Below are 20,495 nucleotides of genomic sequence, written 5' to 3'. Positions count from 1 at the left end.
GCGCTCAGCCCTTGGCGATCTCGGCCGCCAGCAGTTCGGCGATCTGCACCGTGTTCAGCGCCGCGCCTTTGCGCATGTTGTCGCCTGTGATGAACAGGTCCAGGGCTCGGGGGTCGTCGATGGCGCGGCGGATGCGGCCCACCCAGGAGGGGTCGGTGCCGACCGCGTCGATGGGCATGGGGAACTCGCCGGCTTCCGGGTCGTCGACCAGGATGACGCCGGGGGCGTTGCGGAGGACCTGGCGGGCGCCTTCGGCGTCGAGCTCCGAGCCGAAGACGGCGTGGACCGCTATCGAGTGGCCGGTGACCACCGGGACCCGGACGCAGGTGGCCGAGACCTTCAGGGCCGGGAGACCGAGGATCTTGCGGGACTCGTTGCGGAGTTTCAGCTCTTCGGAGGACCAGCCGTCGGGGGCCAGGTCGCCCGACCAGGGGACCACGTTGAGGGCGAGCGGGGCCGGGAAGGGGCCGAGGTCGTCGCCGACCGCCTGGCGGACGTTGCCGGGGCGGGAGCCGAGGGCCCGGTCGCCGGCCACCTTGCTGAGCTGGTCGTGCAGGGTGTCGACGCCGATCTGGCCCGCTCCCGAGACGGCCTGGTACGAGGCGAGGACGAGCTCGCGGAGGCCGTACTCGTGGTGCAGCGGGGCGATCGCCATGATCATGGCCATCGTGGTGCAGTTGGCGTTCGCCACGATGCCGCGGGGGCGGTGGCCGAGGTCTTCCTTGTTGACCTCGGGAACCACCAAGGGGACGTCGGGCTCCATGCGGTACGCCGAGGAGTTGTCGACCACGGTGGCGCCGCGCGCGACGGCGACCGGGGCCCACTCGAGGGAGACCTGGTCGGGGACGTCGAACATGGCGACGTCGACACCGTCGAAGACGTCCGAGGTGAGCTGCTGGACCGTGAGGTCCTCGCCGCGGCAGGAGAGCACCTTGCCGGCCGAGCGCTCGGAGGCGATCAGGCGGATCTCGCCCCAGACGTTGCGGCGGGAGGTGAGCAGCTCACGCATCACCGTGCCGACGGAGCCCGTGGCTCCGACGACGGCGAGGGTGGGCTGCCGCGACCCCATCCGTCCGGTTACCGGCCGGTGCCCGCGTAGACGACGGCCGTCTCGTTGCCGCCCAGCTCGAAGGTGTCGTGGACGGCGCGCACCGCGGTGTCGAGGTCGCTGTCGCGGCAGACCACCGAGACGCGGATCTCGGAGGTCGAGATCATCTCGATGTTGACGCCGGCCTCGCCGATGCAGGCGAAGAAGGATGCCGCGACGCCCGGATGGGAGCGCATGCCTGCACCGATGAGCGAGACCTTGCCCACGTGGTCGTCGAAGAGCAGGCTCTTGAACTTGATCTGCTCCTTGATCTTGTCCAGCGCCGCCATCGCGGTGGGGCCGTCGGCCTTGGGCAGCGTGAACGAGATGTCGGTGCGGCCGGTGCCCTCGGTCGACACGTTCTGCACGATCATGTCGATGTTGATCTCGGCCTGGGCCACCGTCTCGAAGATGCGGCCGGCCGCGCCGGGCTCGTCGGGCACGCCGACGATGGTGATCTTGGCCTCGCTCCGGTCGTGGGCGACCCCGGTGATCAGCGCTTGTTCCACGTTCGGGTCCTCCATCGATCCCGTGACGACAGTGCCCTGCTTGTTCGAGTACGACGAGCGTACGTGGATGGGGACGCCGAACCTGCGGGCGTACTCCACGCATCGCAACATCAGCACCTTCGCCCCGCCGGCGGCCAGCTCGAGCATCTCCTCGTACGTGATCTGCTTGATGTGGCGGGCGTTGGGGACGATCCGCGGGTCGGCGGTGAAAACGCCGTCCACGTCGGTGTAGATCTCACAGACGTCGGCGCGCAGCGCCGCGGCGAGCGCGACCGCGGTGGTGTCCGAACCGCCGCGGCCCAGCGTGGTGATGTCCTTGGTGTCCTGCGAGACACCCTGGAAGCCGGCCACGATGGCGATGGCGCCCTCGTCCAGCGCGGTACGCAGCCGGCCGGGCGTCACGTCGATGATCCGCGCCTTGCCGTGCACCGAGGTGGTCAGCACGCCGGCCTGGGAGCCGGTGTACGACCGCGCCTCGTAGCCGAGGTTGTGGATCGCCATCGCGAGCAGAGCCATCGAGATGCGCTCGCCCGCGGTCAGCAGCATGTCCAGCTCCCGGCCGGGCGGCAGCGGGCTGACCTGATTGGCCAGGTCGAGCAGGTTGTCCGTGGTGTCACCCATCGCGGAGACCACGACCACCACGTCATGCCCGGCCTTACGGGCGTCCACGATCCGCTCCGCCACGCGCTTGATGCGCTCGGCATCGGCCACGGACGAACCGCCGTACTTCTGCACCACCAGGGCCACGGCAGCCGACTCCCTTCCCACGCCGCACGTGCCGACGCCGCCGGCGTTCCGGCCGGCGGCGTCGGTCGAGTCAATCGCTGACCAGACTAGCCGCGCTCGTCCCGGTACCTGACAGGCGATCCCAGAATCCGGCCTGTGGACCGCGACACGGCGGGTCCGCGCGACACGCCGGGAGGGGGTTCCGGCCGGCGGAACGACCCGTACGGGAGAAGAGAGGCGAGAATGTCTCAATGCGTCCCCGTCCCGCCTCGCGTGTTTTGTCCGCGTTGGCCGCCGCCCTGCTCACCGCCGGCGTGGCAGCGTGCGCTGATGCGGCGCCCGCAGCGCAGCCGACCGGTTCGGCACCCGCCGCGCCCCCCGAGGCCCAGGACGCCCGCATCGACCTGGCCGCCCGGGCCGCGCTCGCCCAGGACCACCGCTTCGCGGCGCTCTACACCCTCGACGTGCCGGGCCAGGCCCAACGCTCGATCATGGCGACGGTCGCCGCGGACGGCAGCTGGCGGGTCGACATCCCTGGCGGCGCCCTCGGGGGTACGACGGACGTGTCGATCGCCCAGACCGAGGCGGGCGTCTTCCAGTGCGCGATCCCGTCGGCCACGAACCCCGTCGCGCCCTTCTGCGTCCGGGTGGCCGACCGCGGGAAGCCCGTACCGAAGAAGTTCGACCCCAAGGTGCAGCGGGTCTTCCGGCAGTGGCTGCCCGTCTTCACCGATCGCCAGGCGGCGCTGTCGGTGACCGCCGCCCAGCCGCTGCCGGGCTCGACCGGCAGCTGCTACTCGGTCGACACGATCTCCGCTTCGCTGTCCGCGCCGGTCGACGTCGGGATCTACTGCTACGCGGACGACGGCCTGCTGACGGCCGCGCGTGTGACCTTCGGCACGATCACGATCTCGGGTACGGCCGCAGCCCCGCCGCCCTCCGTCGACCTGCCCGGCCCCGTCGTCGGCGGCGACCCGATGGGCATGACCTCGCCACCGCCGACCACGCCGCCGGCCCCCGCCCCTTCCACGGCCACGGCCGAGGGCGCGGGCGACCCCTCCCCCTCCGCGTGAAGGCGGGAACAGGGCGCTGCGGTTTCCCACGATCCGGGCGTACAGTTAGCAACGGCCAGATTGATCACGTAGGGTGACGTTCGACATGTGGCAGGCACTCCTTCTTCGCTGCCGCGACGAGGCCCCATCCGAGGCCGGCACCTCGTCGCGGAGTTGACGCGCGCCGGTCGGTCCTCGTGAACTGACCAACCTCGTGTAGGAGCTCGCATGTCCAGCGACGTAACCGTCGATCCCATCGCCCGGCAGCGCCCCAGCCGGATGCCGTTCCAGCGCTACGCGCCGTACCAGCAACAGTTCGCCGTCGACCTGCCCGACCGGCAGTGGCCGTCGCGGCGCATCGAGGCCGCCCCGCGGTGGTGCGCGGTCGACCTGCGCGACGGCAACCAGGCCCTGATCGACCCGATGTCCCCCGAGCGCAAGCGGCGCATGTTCAGCCTGCTCGTCGCGATGGGCTACAAGGAGATCGAGGTCGGCTTCCCAGCCGCCAGCCAGACCGACTTCGACTTCGTCCGCCAGCTCATCGAGCAGGACCTGATCCCGGACGACGTGACGATCCAGGTGCTGGTCCAGTGCCGCGAGCACCTGATCGACCGCACCTTCGAGTCGATCCGCGGCGCCGAGCGCGCGATCGTCCACTTCTACAACTCGACCTCGACGCTGCAGCGCCGGGTCGTCTTCGGCCTGGACAAGGCCGGCATCACCGACATCGCCACCACCGGGGCGCGGCTCTGCCAGAAGTACGCGGAGATCCACACGCCCGACACGGAGATCTTCTACGAGTACTCGCCGGAGTCCTACACGGGCACCGAGCTGGACTACGCCCTCGAGATCTGCTCGGCGGTCATCGACGTCATCGACCCCACCCCGGACCGCCCGCTGATCATCAATCTGCCGGCGACCGTCGAGATGGCCACCCCCAACGTGTACGCGGACAGCATCGAATGGATGCACCGCCACCTGCCCCGGCGCGAGAGCATCATCCTGAGCCTGCACCCGCACAACGACCGCGGCACCGCCGTCGCGGCCGCCGAGCTGGGCGTCCTGGCCGGCGCCGACCGCGTCGAGGGCTGCCTCTTCGGCAACGGCGAGCGTACGGGCAACGTCGACCTGGTCACCCTCGGACTGAACCTGTTCTCCCAGGGCATCGACCCGATGATCGACTTCTCGGACATCGACGAGATCAAGCGAGCCGTCGAGTACTGCAACCAACTGCCGGTGCACGAGCGCCACCCGTACGTGGGCGACCTGGTCTACACGGCCTTCTCGGGCTCCCACCAGGACGCGATCAAGAAGGGACTGAGCGCCCTGCAGGAGGACGCGTCGCAGGCCGGCGTCGAGGTGGACGCGTACGCCTGGGGCGTGCCGTACCTGCCCATCGACCCGAAGGACGTGGGCCGCACCTATGAGGCGGTCATCCGCGTCAACTCGCAGTCCGGCAAGGGCGGCGTGGCGTACATCATGAAGGAGGAGCACAAGCTCGACCTGCCGCGCCGGCTGCAGATCGAGTTCTCCGGCGTGGTCCAGCACGTCACCGACGCCGAGGGCGGCGAGGTCGGCCCGCAGCAGATGTGGGACATCTTCGCGAGCGAGTACCTGGTCGACCACCAGCAGTTCGGCATCATCGAGCTCGAGCGCTACTCGACGGCCACGGTCGACGGCAAGGTGGAGATCGACGCGGAGATCCGGCACCGCGGCACCCGCCGCCCGCTCGTGGGCCTGGGCAACGGCCCGATCGACGCGTACGTGCAGGCCCTGGAGCCGCTCGCCATCAAGGTACGCGTGCTCGACTACGCGGAGCACGCGCTGACCTCGGGCGAAGACGCCCAGGCCGCGGCCTATGTGGAGTGCGAGATCAACGACCGCACGGTGTGGGGCGTCGGCCTCGACGCGAACATCGTCACCGCGTCGATCAAGGCCGTGACGAGCGCCGTCAACCGGGCCCGCTGAGCTCGGAGCCGCTACAGGACCGCCGCCGGCCACGAGCCGGCGGCGTCCACGCCGCGCGTCTCCACGAGAGCCGCGCGCGTCCCGGAGCCGGCGTCACGACCGGGTGACCCCCGCCACCGCCGGAACCCCGCGCGAGCCACTGTGTCCGACGGTCGGCGTGCCCGGAGATCCTTGGTGGCCGCTTCGCGACCGCTGAAAGTGGGCGCCGCCCGGAATCACCCGGGCGGCGCGCGGAACGATTCCGGCACGGATGACGAGTGGAGCTAAACGGGCGTACGTTGCATACGCTTGCTTCGTGCCCCTACGCTCCGCTCCTCGGTGGACCATCCGCCTCGCCGCCGCCCTGCTCGCCTCCCTCGCCGTCGCCGGATGCGAGGTGACGATCACCGATCCCGACTCCGGCTCCGACTCCACGCAAGGCGGCACCAGCTCGACCAGGAACGGCGACGAGGCCAGGAAGCGGCTCGGCAAGCTGACCGTCGCGAAGGCCGGGTCGATGCGCGGGTACAGCCGCGACAAGTTCCCGCACTGGCGGAGCACCGGCGACAACTGCGACGTCCGCGACACGGTCCTCAAACGGGACGGGACCAAGGTCAAGGTCTCCGGGTGCAACGTCGTCGCGGGTACGTGGGTGAGCGCGTACGACGGCGACAAGCTGACCGACCCGGCGAAGGTCGACATCGACCACATGGTCCCCCTCGCCAACGCGTGGCGCTCGGGTGCAAGCTCGTGGACCACGGACAAGCGCGAGGACTTCGCCAACGATCTGGACGATCCGCAGCTCGTCGCGGTTTCGGCGGCGGCCAACCGGTCAAAGGGTGACCAGGATCCGTCGACCTGGAAGCCCGAGCGGACCGGCACGTGGTGCCAGTACGCCGAGGACTGGGTAGCGGTGAAGACACGGTGGAAGCTGACCGTGACATCCGCGGAGAAGTCCGCGCTCACCGAGATGCTGGAGAACTGCAAATGACCGAGTCCACCGCCGCTGAACCCACGCCCCCCGGCACCCCCGCCGAAGCGTCCCCGTCGCCGGTACCCGGGCAGGTCGCCGCCGCCGCACCGGCCGAGGGCAGCTCCGCCGCCGCCGCGGTGGCGAACGCAACCTCGAACGCACCGACGAACGCTGTTCCGAACGCGACAACGAATGCTGTTCCGAACGCGACAACGAACGCACCGACGAACGCTGTTCCGAACGCGACAAGGAGCGCGCCAACGAATGCGGCGGCGGACAGCAGGAGCACTGACATCACGGCCGGCCAGGGCGGTGTGATGACCGACGAGGTTGGCGTCGTCACCGGCGAGCTGACCCTGCGCACCGAGTTCTCCGGCGGCCAGGTCGTCGTCCGCGCCCAGTACAAGGACGCCGACGAGTGGTACACGGTCACCGGAGCCAAGGCCGCCCTCAAGGACCCGGCCGACCTCGACGCCGTGCACACGGTCGCGGTCGGCATCCTCAACCGCCCGGAGGGGTGACGACACCGTCCGGCGGATGGCTATGAGGAAGCTTTACAGATAGACGATCCTCTTTGTAGCGTCGGGCATGGCCAAACCCGTGATGTCCCGCCTGCTGACCGTGGCAGCGCTGGGTCTGCCCCTGGTCGCGGCGCCCGTCTCCGCCTCAGCCCACCCCGCGGTTCCCGGGAGGAGCCACCCCGCGGCTTCCGCAAGAAGCCACACGGCGGCCTCCCCGACGAGCCACACGGCGGTCTTCGCGACGGGCCACACCATGGCCTCCCCGACGAGCCATACCACGGCCTCCGCGACAAGCCACACCACGGCGACGCGAGCCGCGCCTCCGGCTCTGGATGCCGTCATTCCGGCGCCGGTGCAGGTCACCCCGGCCGCCGGGACGAGCTTCCGGCTCGGGCCGCTGACGGTGATCCGTACGCAGCCCGGCTCCGCGGCGGCCCGCGCGGTCGGCCGGCAGCTTGCGCGGGATCTGCGGCCGGCGACCGGCTATCGGCTGCCCGTCACGCCGGTCGCGCCGCCGCGGGTGCCGGCGATCTCGCTGTTGCTGGGGGCGAATGACAGCCGGCTGGGGTCGGAGGGCTATCGGCTGGAGGTCACTGGCCGGGCGGTCACCGTACGCGCGAACCGGCCCGCCGGTCTCTACGCCGGCACCCGGACGCTGCTGCAGCTTCTGCCCACGCAGATCGATTCGCCGACCGTGGTGCAGCGGGCGTGGACCGTGCCCGGGGGCCGCATCGTGGACTACCCGCGCTTCGCGTACCGGGGCGCGTTCCTCGACGAAGCTCGGCACTTCCACACGCCCGACGAGATCAAGGCGTACGTCGACGAGGTCAGCCGCTTCAAGGTGAACTACCTGCATCTGCACCTCTCCGACGACCAGGGGTGGCGCATCCAGATCGACAGCTGGCCGCGGCTCACCGAGGTCAGCGGTGGTCCGGGGACCGGGGTCGACGGCGTGGGTCCCGGCTATCTCACCAAGAGCGAGTACCGCGAGATCGTCGCGTACGCGGCTCAGCGGTACGTGACGATCGTGCCCGAGATCGACATGCCGGGTCACGTCAACGCCGCTCAGGTGGCGTACCCCGAGCTGACCTGCGACGGGGTGGCGCCTCCGCCGCGGACGGACACCGCCGTGGGTTACAGCTCGCTGTGCATCGGGTCGGAGAGGACGTACCGGTTCGTGGAGGACGTCATCCGGGAGCTGGCCGCCATGACGCCGGGGCCGTACCTGCACATCGGGGGTGACGAGGCGCATGCCACGCCGGAGGCCGACTACCTGACGTTCCAGCAGCGGGTGCTGCCGCTGGTCGCGAAGTACGGCAAGATCGCGTACGGCTGGAACGAGATCGCGAAGTCGCCGGCGTCGGGCACGGCGGTCGCCCAGTACTGGGACACCGCCACGACGAACGCGACGGTTGCGGCGGCCGTCGCCCGTGGCACCAAGGTGGTGATGTCGCCGGCGAACAAGGCGTACCTGGACATGAAGTACGACCGGAACACGCCGCTGGGCTTGTCGTGGGCCGGTTACATCGAGGTGCGCACGGCCTACGACTGGGATCCGGCGACCCGGGTGGCCGGCGTGGGTGAGGCTGCGGTCCTCGGTGTCGAGGCGCCGCTGTGGTCGGAGACGCTGCGCTCGCTCGACGACATCGAGTTCATGGCGTTCCCGCGTCTGCCGGCCATCGCCGAGTTGGGCTGGTCACCGGCGTCGACGCACGACTGGGAGTCGTTCTCGGCCCGTCTGGGCTCCTACGGTCCGCGGTGGACGTTGCAGGACGTGAACTTCTATCCGTCGCCCCAGATCAATTGGGAGAACTGACAACAAGCCGCGTTGTCAACGAGCGGAATCGACAGTGGCCAGTCGGGCCCGCAGGTCCGGCAACCCTTCTCCGGCGAGCTCGGGAAGGACCACAGCGCGGCCGGTCAGGGCGAGCATCACCGCCTCGGCCGGTCCGCGCACCGTCTTGCCCGTGCCGCTCGCCCATTCCAGGTCCGTGGCCTCGAAGCGCAGCCCGGCCGTCCGCCCGCGCGGCACGAAGGCACCTCCGGCGCGGCGGCTGACCAGGAAGTCCAGGGAGACGCGCAGCCGGTCGGGGTGCAGCTCCCGGGGCAGGCCGAGGGGACGGCGTATGTCCTGCCCGTGGATCTGCAGGTCGGTGAGCTGGCCGAAGAAGCCGACGATCGGCGCCTTGTACGGCCGGTCCGCGTTCTCTCGCAGCACAGCGGCGATCTCGCCGGCGGGACGTTCGGCGATGCGCTCGGCAAGCATGGCGATGGCGCGGTGCAGCCTGAAGCGGCTTCGGATGGACACTCCCAGGAACCAGCGGCGCTTGGTGGCGAACGGTGCGATGAGATGAGCGGCGACCTGCTTGACCGTCCACTCGCCACACAGGCTGGGGGTGGCCAGCTGCTCCGGGGTCAGCGACTCGATGAGGTCCGCGGCCCGCCGCCGCTCGTCACTGATCATCGCCATGAGCTGCTCGTCGGACAATCCCGGCACAATCCGGCCCCCTCTCCGATCACCCACATCGATGATGCACGATCGGGTCGACCCGCGACGGATGTCGGACGATCCCGTGAGCGGGCGGTCAGGTCCGGGCGCTGCGAGGCATCAGCCGATGCGCTCAGCCAGCGAGACGATGATTCCTTCCGGTCCCCGGACGTAGGCCATCCGCCAGACGCCCTCGTACTCGCCGATGCCGCCGACGAGTCCGTAGCCCTCGCCCGCCGCCCAGTCCACTGCGGCCTGCAGGTCGTCGACTTCGAAGGACACGTTGCGCAGTCCCAGTTCGTTGGCCATGGCGCTGGGCGAGCCCGGCGTGGGGTCGGGCCGCACGAAGCGCGAGAGCTCGAGGCGGGCGGCGTTGTCGGGTGATCTCAGCATGACGATTTCGGTGCGGGAGTCGGGAATGCCGCAGACCGTTGCCAGGAACTCGCCCTCGACGAACATGCGGCCCTCCACCTCCAGACCGAGCGCGACGAAGAAGGCGGTCACGACGTCGAGATTCTCGACCGTGATGCCGACGTGGTCGAAGCGTCGTACATGTGCCATGGACCGGATTCTCCACCACTCACGCAGAATGAAGGGCCAGGGCCAGCGAATGCTGGGCCCCGGCCCGGCCTCGACGGGAGTTGCGGTCTGCACCACCCACCGAGCTACGACATGAAGCTCTTGATCTTGGTTCTTACGCCGACGCTCCCGCCGGGCGCCGTCCCGCGACCGCCTCGTCCTCGACGACCGGGAAGTGGCAGGCCGTCTGGTGCGAGGCCGGGTCGTCGAGGCGCGGGACCAGCACGGGTTCCTCGGTCGCGCAGATGTCCTGGGCCTTCCAGCAGCGGGTCCGGAAGCGGCAACCCGACGGCGGGTTGATCGGGCTCGGCACGTCGCCGGTGAGCAGGACCCGCTCGCGCTGGGCCCGGTCGCGGCGGGCCGGGTCCGGAACCGGGACGGCCGACATCAATGCGACCGTGTACGGGTGCCGCGGGCTCGAGTACAGCTCGTCCCGGTCGGCGATCTCGACGACCTTGCCCAGGTACATGACCGCGACCCGGTCGGAGATGTGCCGGACCACCGACAGGTCGTGCGCGATGAACACGTACGTGAGGTCGAACTCCTGCTGGAGGTCGTCTAGGAGGTTGACGACCTGGGCCTGGATCGACACGTCGAGGGCGGAGACCGGCTCGTCGGCGATGATGAGCTTGGGCCGCAACGCCAGCGTCCGGGCGATGCCGATGCGCTGACGCTGGCCGCCGGAGAACTCGTGCGGGTAGCGGTTGTAGTGCTCCGGGCTGAGGCCCACCAGTTTGAGCAGGTCCTGCACCGCGCGCTTGATGCCGTTCTCGGTCTTGACGTTCTGGATCCGGAACGGCGCCCCGATGATCGTGCCGACGGTGTGCCGCGGGTTCAGCGACGAGAACGGGTCCTGGAAGATCATCTGCATGTCGCGGCGCAGCGGCCGAAGCTTGCCCTGGCGCAGGTGGGCGATGTCCCGGCCGTCGAAGTCGATCGAGCCGCCGGTCGGCTCCAGCAGCCGGGTCAGCAGGCGGCCGGTGGTGGTCTTGCCGCAGCCGGACTCGCCGACCAGGCCGAGCGTCTCACCCTTGTAGACGTCGAACGTGACGCCGTCGACCGCCCGCACCGCACCGATCTGGCGACGCAGGAGGCCCTTGGTGATCGGGAAGTGCTTCTCCAGGCCCTTGACGGACAGCAGCGGATCGCCCTTGGCGGCGCGCTGCTCCCGCATCGCCTCGTCCGGCACCGGGTCGCTCAGATGCGTGGCCTCCGTCGCGCCTTCCACCGCGTCCGTCTCGTCGTTCACTGCGCCTCCAGCTTCGGCTTCACGTCTTCTCGCCAGATCCGCTGACGCTCGGAGGTGGGCATGTGGCAGCGCACCAGGTGGCCGGGCTCCGCGGCGGGGCTGAGCTCCGGCGACAGGGACTTGCCCAGGCCGCCGGTGCGCGGCTCGTAGGCGCACCGGGGGTGGAACGCGCAGCCCGACGGCAGGTTGATGAGGGACGGCGGGAGACCGGGGATGGGCACGAGCCGGTCCAGGTTCGGACGGTCGATGCGCGGCATCGAACCCAGCAGACCCCACGTGTACGGGTGCTCCGGCCGCTCGAAGATCGTCCGGGCGCTGGCGTACTCGATGCACCGGCCGCCGTACATGACCAGCACGTCGTCGGCCAGCTCCGCCACCACGCCGAGGTCGTGCGTGATGACGATGAGCGCCGAGTTGAACTCCTCCTGCAGCTTGTGCATGAGGTCGAGGATCTGCGCCTGGACCGTCACGTCGAGCGCGGTCGTCGGCTCGTCGGCGATGAGCAGCTGCGGGTCGTTCACCAGCGCCATGGCGATCATCGCGCGCTGCCGCATGCCGCCGGAGAACTGGTGCGGGTAGTCGTCGACCCGGCGGTCGGGCTGCGGGATGCCGACCCGGCCCAGCATGTCGACGGCGTGCTTGCGGGCCACCTTCTTGGAGACCTTGTGATGGACCCGGTACGCCTCGATGATCTGGTGCCCGACGGTGTAGAACGGGTGCATCGCCGACAGCGGGTCCTGGAAGATCATCGCCATCTTGTTGCCGCGCAGGGCGCGTACCGTATCCGGCCCGGCGCTGACGAGCTCCTCGCCGTCCAGCCAGATCTCGCCGGACACGTCGGCGTTGCGCTTGTTGTGCAGGCCGAGGATTCCCAGGCTCGTGACGGACTTGCCGGAGCCGGACTCGCCGACGATACCCAGCGTCTTGCCGCGCTCCAGCCGGAACGACAACCCGTCGACGCTCTTGACCAGGCCGTCGTCGGTCGGGAACGAGATCTTGAGATCCTTGACCTCGAGGAACGGTTCTCCCGTCATCAGCTGATCCTCACTCGCGGGTCCACGACCGCGTAGAGCAGGTCGACGACGAGGTTCGCGACCACCACGAACAGGGCGGCCATCATCGTCACGCCGAGCACCTTCGGCAGGTCGTTGTTGGTGATCGCGTCGACCGCGTACTTGCCGAGTCCGGGCAGGGAGAAGACCTGTTCGGTGAGGACGGCGCCGCCGAGCAGCAGGCCGAAGTCGAGACCGAAGATCGTCAGCAACGGGGTCAGCGCGGCCCGCAGGCCGTGCCGCACGTTCACGGCGCTCTCCGGCAGGCCCTTGGCGCGCGCCGTACGGACGTAGTCCTCGCCGAGCGTCTCCAGCATGCCGGCCCGGGTCAGCCGGGCGTACTGCGCGGAGAACTGGAAGGCGAGCACCACCCACGGCAGCAGCAGGTTGTAGGCCCATTCGCCGGGGTCCTCGGTGAACGGCGTATAGGAACCGCCCGAGGCGGTCAGTCCCAGCCCGTAGCTGAAGACGAGCAGGCCGATCAGGCCGGTGAAGAAGATCGGCAGGGAGACGCCGGCCAGCGAGACGCCCATCGCGGCACGGTCGAGGAACGAGCCCCGGCGCAGCGCCGACAGCACGCCGGTCGAGACACCGAAGAACACCCACAGAGTCGCGGCGCCGACGGCCAGCGAGAGCGTGACCGGCAGCCGGTCGAGCAGGTCCGGCCAGACCGGCTGGCGGGTGATGAAGGAGTAGCCGAAGCAGGGCGCCGGGCAGTGGTCGGTGCCGTTGCCGTAGTCGAACTCGGCGCCGAGGAAGATGCCCTTCACCCACCGGGCGTACTGCACCCAGAACGGGTCGTAGAAGCCCAGCTTGTGGGCGATGAGGCTGACGGTCTCCGGCGTGGCGGCACGCCCCACGTACCGGGTCGCCAGCGTCTCGGGCGTCGCGCCGACGAGCCGCGGGACCAGATAGAAGATCGCGAAGACTGCGGCGCTGACGATGAAGAGCAGCACGAAGGCCGCTAACAGACGCCTGATGATGTACGTGATCACAGTGCCCGGCTACGACGGCCGGCCCGGGTCGCCCCGGACCGGCCGCCTGCTGCCTTCACCTACCCAATCGGAACTAGTGCGCCAGCAGTGGTGGTTACGCGACGCCGAGCGACACGTAGTCGTACATGTTGTACGCCGGGTTGACGTACACGTTGGTGAGCTTCTTGGGACGGATCAGGAGGGCCTTGGCGTAGACGCCGGGGAGGATGAAAGCGTCCTCCATGACCTTCTTGTCGATCGCGCCCCACTGCGCCTCGCGGGCCTTGGCGTCCGTGTTGCTCACCGCGGCGTCCAGCATCTTGTCGACCTCGGGGTCGCGGACACTGGTGTTGGAGGAGCCACCGGTCTCCCGGATGACCCGGCTGTCGACGATCTGCGACAGGTAACCGAAGCCGTCGTTCCAGTCCGCGCCCCAGCCGTTGACGGTCAGGCCCAGGTTGTTGCTCTTCACGTACGGCGGGTTGCCGGCGTACTGGGAGAAGTAGTCACCCTGCGGGAACGGCTTGAGCGTCAGCTTGATGCCGACCCGGGCCAGCGACTGCTGCAGCGACTCGGCGGTGGCCTTCTCCTTCGGCCGCTCCGCCCGGTACGCGATGTTGGTGGAGAAACCGTTCGGCTGGCCGCAGGCCGTGAGGGCCTCCTTCGCCTTGGCCAGGTCGCCCTTGTTGTCCGGGCCCGCCGGGTACAGGTCGAACTTCTGGTAGCCCGGGATGGTGGGCGGCATGATCGTGGTGGCGATGTCACCGCCGGCGAGCGGGCCGCCGTAGGCCGTCTGGTAGCCGGTGCGGTCGGCGGCGTAGAGGATCGCCTTGCGGCAGTCGATCTTGTCGAGCGGGGCCACGGTGCCGACGATCGAGGTGTACCAGAGCCGGCTCTGGCTGGCGTTGTCGGTGTTCGCCTTGGCCGTCGGGTCGCCGACGACGCGGCCGAGCGTCGCGGGCTGCACACCCGTGCCGACCACGTCGATGTCCAGGTCGCCGGAGAGCAGCCGGTTGTCGATGTCGTCCGCGTTGACGTTCAGCGCGACCTCGAAGCCGTCCGGCAGCGCCTTGCGCAGCGGGTCGGTCGACTGGTCCCAGTTCGGGTTGCGCTTGAGCGTGAAGTTCTTGCCCAGGTTGTTCTGGTCGAACATGTACGGGCCCGTGGAGACCACGTGCTGCTTGTACTTGGCGGCCGTGTCCTTGGCCTGCGGGACCGGAACCGTCTGCGGCAGCGCGGCCAGGTAGTCGAAGCCACCGAACGCCGACTTCAGGTGGAAGACGATGGTGTTGTCGTCCGGCGTCGAGATGGCCTGGTCGGTGTTGACGCCCTTGGACTTGTACGGGCCCTTGTAGCCCGCCGGCAGGTTGAGGAACTGCTCGAAGTACGCCGGGCCGTTCGGGAACGTCTGCTTGTCGATCGAGCGCAGGACCGCGTACTTGACGTCCGCGGCCTTGACGACGGTGCCGTCCTCGAACTTGACGTTCTTCCGGAGCTTGTACGTCCAGGTCTTGCCGTTGTCGTTCGTCTCGCCCAGACCCTCGGCGAGGTCCGGCGTCAGCTCGTTGCCGGTCGCGCCCGGAGAAGCCTTGTACGTGAGCAGGCTGCGGCCGTACAGGCGCAGGAAGTCCCACGAGTAGCCGTAATATGTCTCGCCCGGGTCGAGGGTGTCCCAGTCACCCGAGTTCGCCAGGCGGATCGTGCCGCCCTTCTTCTCGGAAGGGTTGAACACCTTGTCCAGGGCGGCGTTGAACTCCGCCTTGGAACCGCCCGAGGTGGAGCCGTCCTTGCCCCCGCCACACGCGGCGGTCAATCCGAGTGCCAGGACGGCCGTAGCGGCCACCAGCACCCTTGTTTTGTGGATCACTTCTAGCAACCTCCCTGGTGGAACGGTCCGTTCACGGACCGCCTGGCTGGAGAGAAAGTCGTCCGGCACACGATCAGCGTCGGCCCTTGGGGTCGAGCGCGTCGCGCAGCCCGTCACCGAACAGGTTGAACGCCAGCACGGTGATGAAGATGGCCATGCCCGGGAAGAACATGAAATGCCAGATCGTGTAGAACCGGGCGGCGTCGGACAACATGCCGCCCCAGCTCGCGGTGGGCGGCCGGACCCCGACCCCGAGGAACGACAGCGCCGCCTCGAACAGGATGTTCGTCGGGATGAGCAGCGTCGCGTAGATCAGGATGGGCGCTACCAGGTTGGGAAGCAGCTCCTTGAAGATGATGTACGGCCCGCGCGCACCCAGGCTGCGCGCCGCGTCCACGAACTCGCGTTCCCGCAGCGACAGCGCCTGCCCGCGCACGATGCGGCCGATGTACGGCCAGCTGAAGAAGCCGATGATGAAGACCAGCAGGGCGATGCGCAGCGAGTCGCCGGACAGACCGAACGCGGTGTCCGGGATGACGCCGGCCAGCGCGATCGAGAAGACCAGCAGCGGGAAGGCGAGGAAGACGTCCATGGCCCGGCTGATCAGCGCGTCGACCCAGCCGCCGAAGTAGCCGGCCACCACGCCCATGGTCGCGCCGATGACCACCGACAGTCCCGTCGCGAGGAACGCGATCAGCAGCGAGATGCGGGCGCCGTAGACGACGCGGCTGAAGATGTCCCGGCCGTTCTGCGGCTCGACGCCGAACAGGTGGTCCCCGCTGATTCCCGTACCGCCCTTGGGCGCCAGGGTGTTGACGTCGATCAGGTCCTGGTGGAAGTCGTTGGGCGGGTCACCCAGGAACTTGACGATCAGCGGCGCGAAGATCGCGACGAGGATCAGGAAGATGACGATGTACCCGCCCGCCATGGCGACCTTGTCGCGCTTGAGCCGGGTCCAGGCGATGCGGCCGAGCGACCGGCCCTCGATCGCCTTGCCGGGGACGCTGCCCTCGGCGGGGTCCGGAGCCACCGGAGCCTGGTCAGAGACCGTGCCGGGTCCAACGACCATGGAAGCGCCCGGTCCTCTCCCGGTGACCGCACCACGGCACCCACGCCGAGCCGGGCCTGCATCGCCCCGGTCGGACCGGCCCCGCAGCGCGGACAACCGATCGGTTGTCGCGTACGTGGACTGCTACAGCCTGCTCCAGCGATGGTGACGCCGGTGCCGGCATGCCGAACATGCGAACGGGTTACGCCGTCGCACGAGAGGAACGCTCACGTACTCGGCGTCGCCGGTCAAGCCCCTTCAGCCCTCGTAACCAAGTTCAGGCCGCGCCGTGATGGCAGCGTGATCTACGCCCGGCAGCACTCCGTACGCCCGCACCGTAACCGACCAGACGGGCAGGTCGGGCGCTTTGCTGGAAGAAGCCATCAAACGGCGCGGCGGCCCTCGAAGGCCCGGCCCAGCGTGATCTCGTCGGCGTACTCGAGATCGCCGCCGACCGGCAGGCCGCTCGCCAGCCGGGTCACCGCGATGCCCATCGGTTTGACCATCAGGGCGAGATAGGTGGCGGTGGCCTCGCCCTCGGTGTTCGGGTCCGTGGCCAGGATCAGCTCCTTGACCTCGCCCGTGCCCAGACGGAGAAGCAGCTCACGGATGCGCAGGTTGTCGGGGCCGATGCCCTCGAGCGGGTTGATGGCACCACCCAGGACGTGATAGCGGCCGCGGAACTCGCCGGTCCGCTCGATCGCCACGACGTCCTTGGGCTCCTCGACGACGCACAGCACCTCATTGGTACGGCGGGTGTCGCGGCAGACCCGGCACTGCTCCGACTCGGCCACGTTGAAGCAGGTCGTGCAGAAGCGGACCAGCTCCTTCACCTTGCGCAGGGCGGTGGCCAGCCGGTTGACGTCGGCCGGGTCGGCGGACAGGACGTGGAAGGCGATGCGCTGGGCGCTCTTCGGGCCGACGCCCGGAAGCCGGCCCAGCTCGTCGATCAGGTCCTGGATGGCACCTTCGTACACGGACTCAGAACCCCGGCAGGGTCAGGCCGCCGAGACCGCCGGTGGCCGGGCCCATCTTCTGCTCGGTGAGCTCGCGCTGCGCCTCGGCGGCGTTGTGAATGGCCGCGAGCACCAGGTCCTCCAGCGTCTCGACGTCGTCGGCGTCGACCGCCTTCGGGTCGATCTTCACGGACTTGAACTCGCCCAGCCCGGTCACGACCACCGTGACGAGGCCACCGCCGGCGGTACCGGTCAGCTCGGCCGCGGCCAGCTCGGCCTGCGCCTGCGCGACCTGCTGCTGCATCTTCTGCGCCTGCTTCATGATCTGCTGCATGTTCGGCTGTCCACCGGGGCGCATGGGTCACTCCTCAGTCAGGGGGTAGTCCGGTCCATTGTCCCGCGTACGGCCCCGTACCCGGGGAGCCGGGTCAGGACTCGCTGATCTTCTCGGCCCCGAAAGCCTCCTGGAGCAGCCGCACCGCCTGCTGCTCACTGCTCTGCCGCGCGGTCTTCTCGTCGATCACGTCGTCGAGCGGCTCGTCACCGGGATCGAACCCCTCCCAGGAGGCCCCGTCGGCGCCACGGACCGGACCGTCGTACTCGGGGTCGTACGGCGCCTCCTCGGTCGGGGAGCCGTCGGACCAGGAGCTGCCGCCCGCGTCGGGGCGTTTGGTGGTCGCGGTCGGACGCTCGGCACCGTTGGCCGGGCCGGTCGTGGTGGCGCCGGCCCGGACGGCCGCGGGCGCGGCGCCCCGAGCCGCGGCGGCTCTCGCGGCGGCGATTCCCCGGCTGGGGACATTGCCGACCGGCAGCGCGCCGCCGGTGACCGCACCGGATCTCGCAGCGGCCGTGATGGGCGACCCGCCGTTGGATCCGGCGTTGGCGGGCGCGGGCGCTTCCGGCACGGCGGCGGCGGACAGCCCGAGCCCACCGGGCAGCGGATCGCCGACTTGCTCGGATCCGGAACTCGCAGCCGCGAGCACGGTGTCGGCCGCGGGCGGCGCGGCGGCGTTCGCAGTGCTGCCCCCGGGACGGGCAGGCTGGGGCCAGTCGTCACCCTCGTCCTCGCCGGCCGGTGAGGACGTCACGGAGGAGGTCGCCGCGGGTGCGGCGAGGCCGCCGGGCCTGACGGGCTCCGGCCAGGCTCCGTCGTCCTCCTCGTCGGCCGACGCCTGCGGCCCGCTCGCGGTCTGCCGGGCGGAGACACCGGATCCGGTACGCGCCTGAGCCGGCGTCCGCTGCTCGGCGACCCCCTCGCGAGCCGGCCCGGAGTCCTGCGGTGCCCGTGACGCGGGTCCACCACCCTGCGTCCCCCGGGGCGCGGGGCGTCCGCCGGAACCTCCGGAGGGACCGCCCTCACCCGCGACGTCACACCGGATCTGCCAGCGTCCCCCCAGCGCCTCGTAGAGGGCATCGGCGATGAGATGCGGTTCGGCGGCGACCATCCGGGCGTGCGCGGGGAAGCGGAACGTCAGCACGACCGTCTGGCCCTCGAGGTCGCGGACCGTGGCGCCCTGGGCCAGCGCGGCGATCTTCTTGCTCTTGCGGCCGACCGCCACCATCACCTCCGGCCACACCTCGCGGATCGAGGCGGCGGAGAGCTGCCCGGGCACCGCGCCGACGGCGACGGGCTCCTCGGGGGCGTCCGGCATGATCCCGGCCGGTTCGGCGCGGCGGGGCTCGGGCGCGGCGGTGGGGGCAGGTGGCGCGAGCGCCGGAGCATCCGAGCCAGGGTGGGTGCCGGCCACCGAGGCGGGGCCGGCGTCGGCGGCCGCCACCGACGCGGGCTTAGCCACGGGCGCCGAGGCGGGCCCGGCCCCAGCCGCCGAGGCGGGCACGGCCCCGGCCGCCGAGGCAGGCACGGCTTCGGCCGCCGCGACGGGCTCGGCTTCGACCACCGAGGCGGGCCGCGGAGAGCTCGGATCAGCGGAAACGGGTGCGTTGGCAGGTGCGGCCGACGCCGGCAAAGGCACAGACGCGGCGGATACCGGCGCACCGTCGGAGGAGGTGGGGGCCGGATCAGGGGAAGGTACAGCTGACACCGGTGCGGCTACGGGGGACGCCGGCTCCACCGCAGACGCACCCCCGGCGAACGCCGACTTGGGCGAAGGCGCGGACACCATGGACGCGTCGGCGGAGGACTCCGCTGGTGCGGGCGCCCGGCGACTCGCCGCCGCCGCTGCCGCCCGGGCCGCGGACAGCCCGCCGCCCGCGCTCCCGGATGCGGCTGGAGCCGTGGACGGTGTTGCGGGCGGGGAGGTGTGCTCTGGGCGTACCGAATCATCCGAAGTGAGGGTGAGCCGCCGCTCCATGCGCTCCAACCGCTGGAGCAGCGCGCCGCTGGAGTCGTCGGCGCCGGGCAGCAGCATGCGGGCCGTGATCAGCTCGAGCAGCAGGCGCGGGGCCGTCGTGCCGCGCATCTCGACCAGGCCGTTGTGCACGATGTCCGCGCAGCGGGACAGGGTCGCCGGGCCGAGGCGGGTGGCCTGCGCGCCCATCTGCTCGAGCTGGTCGGCCGGGCCGTCGATGAGGCCCTTGGTGACCGCGTCCGGGACCTGCTGCAGCACGATGAGGTCGCGGAACCGTTCGAGCAGGTCGGAGGCGAAGCGGCGGGGGTCGTGGCCGGCCTCGGCGACCCGGTCGATGGTCTGGTAGGCCGCCGCGCCGTCGCCGGCGGCCAGCGCGTCGCACATCTCGTCGATCAGGGCGACGTCGGTGACACCGAGCAGCGCCACCGCCCGGGCGTAGCCGACGCCTTCCGGGCCGGCCCCGGCGATGAGCTGGTCCAGCACCGAGAGCGTGTCCCGGGCGCTGCCCCCGCCGGCCCGCACGACCAGCGGAAAGACGGCCGGGTCCACGTGGATGCCCTCGGCCTCGGTCAACTGCTGGAGGTACGGCCGGAGCACCGCCGGCGGGATCAGCCGGAACGGGTAGTGATGGGTCCGCGACCGGATCGTGCCGAGCACCTTCTCCGGCTCGGTCGTGGCGAAGATGAACTTGACGTAGTCCGGCGGCTCCTCGACGAGCTTGAGCAGCGCGTTGAAGCCGGCCGACGAGACCATGTGCGCCTCGTCGATGACGTAGATCTTGTAGCGGCTGTTGGCAGGCGCGAAGAACGCCTTCTCCCGCAGCTCGCGCGCGTCGTCGACACCGCCGTGGCTGGCCGCGTCGATCTCGATGACGTCGATCGACCCGGCGCCGTCGTTGGCCAGCGACTTGCAGGAGCCGCAGGCACCGCACGGCTCGGGAGTGGGACCCTGCTCACAGTTGAGCGACCGGGCCAGGATGCGTGCGCTGGAGGTCTTGCCGCAGCCGCGTGGTCCGGAGAACAGATAGGCGTGGTGCAGCCGCCCGCTGCGCAACGCCTGCGACAGCGGCTCGGTGACGTGCTCCTGCCCGATGACCTCGGCGAACGTGCGAGGCCTGTACTTGCGGTAGAGGGCCAGTGCCACTCCTGCCTCCTCCTG

At 70.2% G+C, this 20,495-nt stretch carries 17 protein-coding genes; 5 read left to right on the top strand and 12 right to left on the bottom strand.

Annotation, left to right across the window (positions count from 1 at the left end):
• Positions 1-4: 4 nt before the first annotated feature.
• Together AB0J80_RS00350 and AB0J80_RS00345 are read right to left on the bottom strand one after the other, a co-directional pair.
• Positions 5-1,069, bottom strand: a complete 1,065-nt coding sequence (locus AB0J80_RS00350) for an aspartate-semialdehyde dehydrogenase (RefSeq protein WP_364698707.1) — start codon at positions 1,067-1,069, stop codon at positions 5-7.
• A gap of 8 nt (positions 1,070-1,077) precedes the next feature.
• Complete coding sequence (locus AB0J80_RS00345) at positions 1,078-2,343, bottom strand: aspartate kinase (RefSeq protein ID WP_364698705.1); 1,266 nt, start codon at positions 2,341-2,343, stop codon at positions 1,078-1,080.
• Positions 2,344-2,573: 230 nt separating this feature from the next.
• Between AB0J80_RS00345 and AB0J80_RS00340 the strand changes: the two genes are divergently transcribed.
• The 5 genes from AB0J80_RS00340 (at position 2,574) to AB0J80_RS00320 (ending at position 8,631) form a co-directional block, all read left to right on the top strand.
• The gene (locus AB0J80_RS00340; protein WP_364698703.1) at positions 2,574-3,395 is read left to right on the top strand and encodes a hypothetical protein; all 822 of its coding nucleotides are present in this window, start codon (positions 2,574-2,576) and stop codon (positions 3,393-3,395) included.
• Positions 3,396-3,602: 207 nt separating this feature from the next.
• The gene (leuA, locus tag AB0J80_RS00335) at positions 3,603-5,342 is read left to right on the top strand and encodes a 2-isopropylmalate synthase (RefSeq protein WP_364698701.1); all 1,740 of its coding nucleotides are present in this window, start codon (positions 3,603-3,605) and stop codon (positions 5,340-5,342) included.
• Positions 5,343-5,637: 295 nt separating this feature from the next.
• Entirely contained in the window at positions 5,638-6,312 is a 675-nt protein-coding gene (locus tag AB0J80_RS00330) for an HNH endonuclease family protein (protein WP_364698699.1), read from the top strand.
• Positions 6,309-6,815 carry a hypothetical protein gene (locus AB0J80_RS00325; RefSeq protein ID WP_364698697.1) on the top strand — a complete coding sequence of 169 codons (507 nt, stop codon included), beginning with the start codon at positions 6,309-6,311 and terminating at the stop codon, positions 6,813-6,815. The genes AB0J80_RS00330 and AB0J80_RS00325 overlap by 4 nt, the downstream gene beginning before the upstream one ends.
• Before the next feature lie 67 nt (positions 6,816-6,882).
• A complete protein-coding gene (locus tag AB0J80_RS00320) occupies positions 6,883-8,631 on the top strand; it encodes a family 20 glycosylhydrolase (protein WP_364698695.1) in 1,749 nt (582 codons plus the stop codon).
• A gap of 15 nt (positions 8,632-8,646) precedes the next feature.
• Here the strand turns inward: AB0J80_RS00320 and AB0J80_RS00315 are convergent, their stop codons facing one another.
• From AB0J80_RS00315 to AB0J80_RS00270, 10 genes are all read right to left on the bottom strand, one after another.
• Positions 8,647-9,303, bottom strand: a complete 657-nt coding sequence (locus AB0J80_RS00315; protein ID WP_364698693.1) for a maleylpyruvate isomerase family mycothiol-dependent enzyme — start codon at positions 9,301-9,303, stop codon at positions 8,647-8,649.
• Positions 9,304-9,423: 120 nt separating this feature from the next.
• The gene (locus AB0J80_RS00310) at positions 9,424-9,864 is read right to left on the bottom strand and encodes a VOC family protein (RefSeq protein WP_364698691.1); all 441 of its coding nucleotides are present in this window, start codon (positions 9,862-9,864) and stop codon (positions 9,424-9,426) included.
• A 133-nt stretch (positions 9,865-9,997) separates the two neighbouring features.
• A complete protein-coding gene (locus AB0J80_RS00305) occupies positions 9,998-11,056 on the bottom strand; it encodes a dipeptide ABC transporter ATP-binding protein (RefSeq protein ID WP_364700109.1) in 1,059 nt (352 codons plus the stop codon).
• A 71-nt stretch (positions 11,057-11,127) separates the two neighbouring features.
• Positions 11,128-12,165, bottom strand: coding sequence for an ABC transporter ATP-binding protein (locus AB0J80_RS00300; protein WP_364698689.1), 1,038 nt, complete (start codon positions 12,163-12,165; stop codon positions 11,128-11,130).
• Positions 12,165-13,178 (bottom strand): ABC transporter permease, encoded by a 1,014-nt coding sequence (locus AB0J80_RS00295; RefSeq protein ID WP_364698687.1) that lies wholly within the window; start codon positions 13,176-13,178, stop codon positions 12,165-12,167. The genes AB0J80_RS00300 and AB0J80_RS00295 overlap by 1 nt, the downstream gene beginning before the upstream one ends.
• A 94-nt stretch (positions 13,179-13,272) precedes the next feature.
• Entirely contained in the window at positions 13,273-15,024 is a 1,752-nt protein-coding gene (locus AB0J80_RS00290; RefSeq protein ID WP_364698685.1) for an ABC transporter substrate-binding protein, read from the bottom strand.
• 73 nt (positions 15,025-15,097) lie between these two features.
• Positions 15,098-16,054, bottom strand: a complete 957-nt coding sequence (locus AB0J80_RS00285) for an ABC transporter permease (protein ID WP_364698683.1) — start codon at positions 16,052-16,054, stop codon at positions 15,098-15,100.
• A gap of 401 nt (positions 16,055-16,455) precedes the next feature.
• Positions 16,456-17,049, bottom strand: a complete 594-nt coding sequence (gene recR, locus AB0J80_RS00280) for a recombination mediator RecR (protein ID WP_364698681.1) — start codon at positions 17,047-17,049, stop codon at positions 16,456-16,458.
• Positions 17,050-17,053: 4 nt separating this feature from the next.
• Entirely contained in the window at positions 17,054-17,362 is a 309-nt protein-coding gene (locus AB0J80_RS00275; RefSeq protein ID WP_364700107.1) for a YbaB/EbfC family nucleoid-associated protein, read from the bottom strand.
• 94 nt (positions 17,363-17,456) lie between these two features.
• A complete protein-coding gene (locus AB0J80_RS00270) occupies positions 17,457-20,480 on the bottom strand; it encodes a DNA polymerase III subunit gamma and tau (RefSeq protein WP_364698679.1) in 3,024 nt (1,007 codons plus the stop codon).
• Positions 20,481-20,495 lie beyond the last annotated feature (15 nt).

It is taken from the genome of Actinoplanes sp. NPDC049548, from assembly GCF_040676695.1.
In the GTDB taxonomy this organism is placed as follows: domain Bacteria; phylum Actinomycetota; class Actinomycetes; order Mycobacteriales; family Micromonosporaceae; genus Actinoplanes.
Note: the sequence above shows the minus strand (reverse complement) of the source record. Positions and strands in the feature narration are given on the sequence as shown.

Coding starts and splice junctions, on each gene's coding strand:
- AB0J80_RS00350 (WP_364698707.1), bottom strand. CDS start 1,069: ATGGGGTCGCGGCAGCCCACCCTCGCCGTCGTCGGAGCCACGGGCTCC.
- AB0J80_RS00325 (WP_364698697.1), top strand. CDS start 6,309: ATGACCGAGTCCACCGCCGCTGAACCCACGCCCCCCGGCACCCCCGCC.
- AB0J80_RS00310 (WP_364698691.1), bottom strand. CDS start 9,864: ATGGCACATGTACGACGCTTCGACCACGTCGGCATCACGGTCGAGAAT.
- AB0J80_RS00340 (WP_364698703.1), top strand. CDS start 2,574: ATGCGTCCCCGTCCCGCCTCGCGTGTTTTGTCCGCGTTGGCCGCCGCC.
- AB0J80_RS00305 (WP_364700109.1), bottom strand. CDS start 11,056: ATGCGGGAGCAGCGCGCCGCCAAGGGCGATCCGCTGCTGTCCGTCAAG.
- leuA (WP_364698701.1), top strand. CDS start 3,603: ATGTCCAGCGACGTAACCGTCGATCCCATCGCCCGGCAGCGCCCCAGC.
- AB0J80_RS00275 (WP_364700107.1), bottom strand. CDS start 17,362: ATGCAGCAGATCATGAAGCAGGCGCAGAAGATGCAGCAGCAGGTCGCG.
- AB0J80_RS00320 (WP_364698695.1), top strand. CDS start 6,883: ATGGCCAAACCCGTGATGTCCCGCCTGCTGACCGTGGCAGCGCTGGGT.
- AB0J80_RS00300 (WP_364698689.1), bottom strand. CDS start 12,165: ATGACGGGAGAACCGTTCCTCGAGGTCAAGGATCTCAAGATCTCGTTC.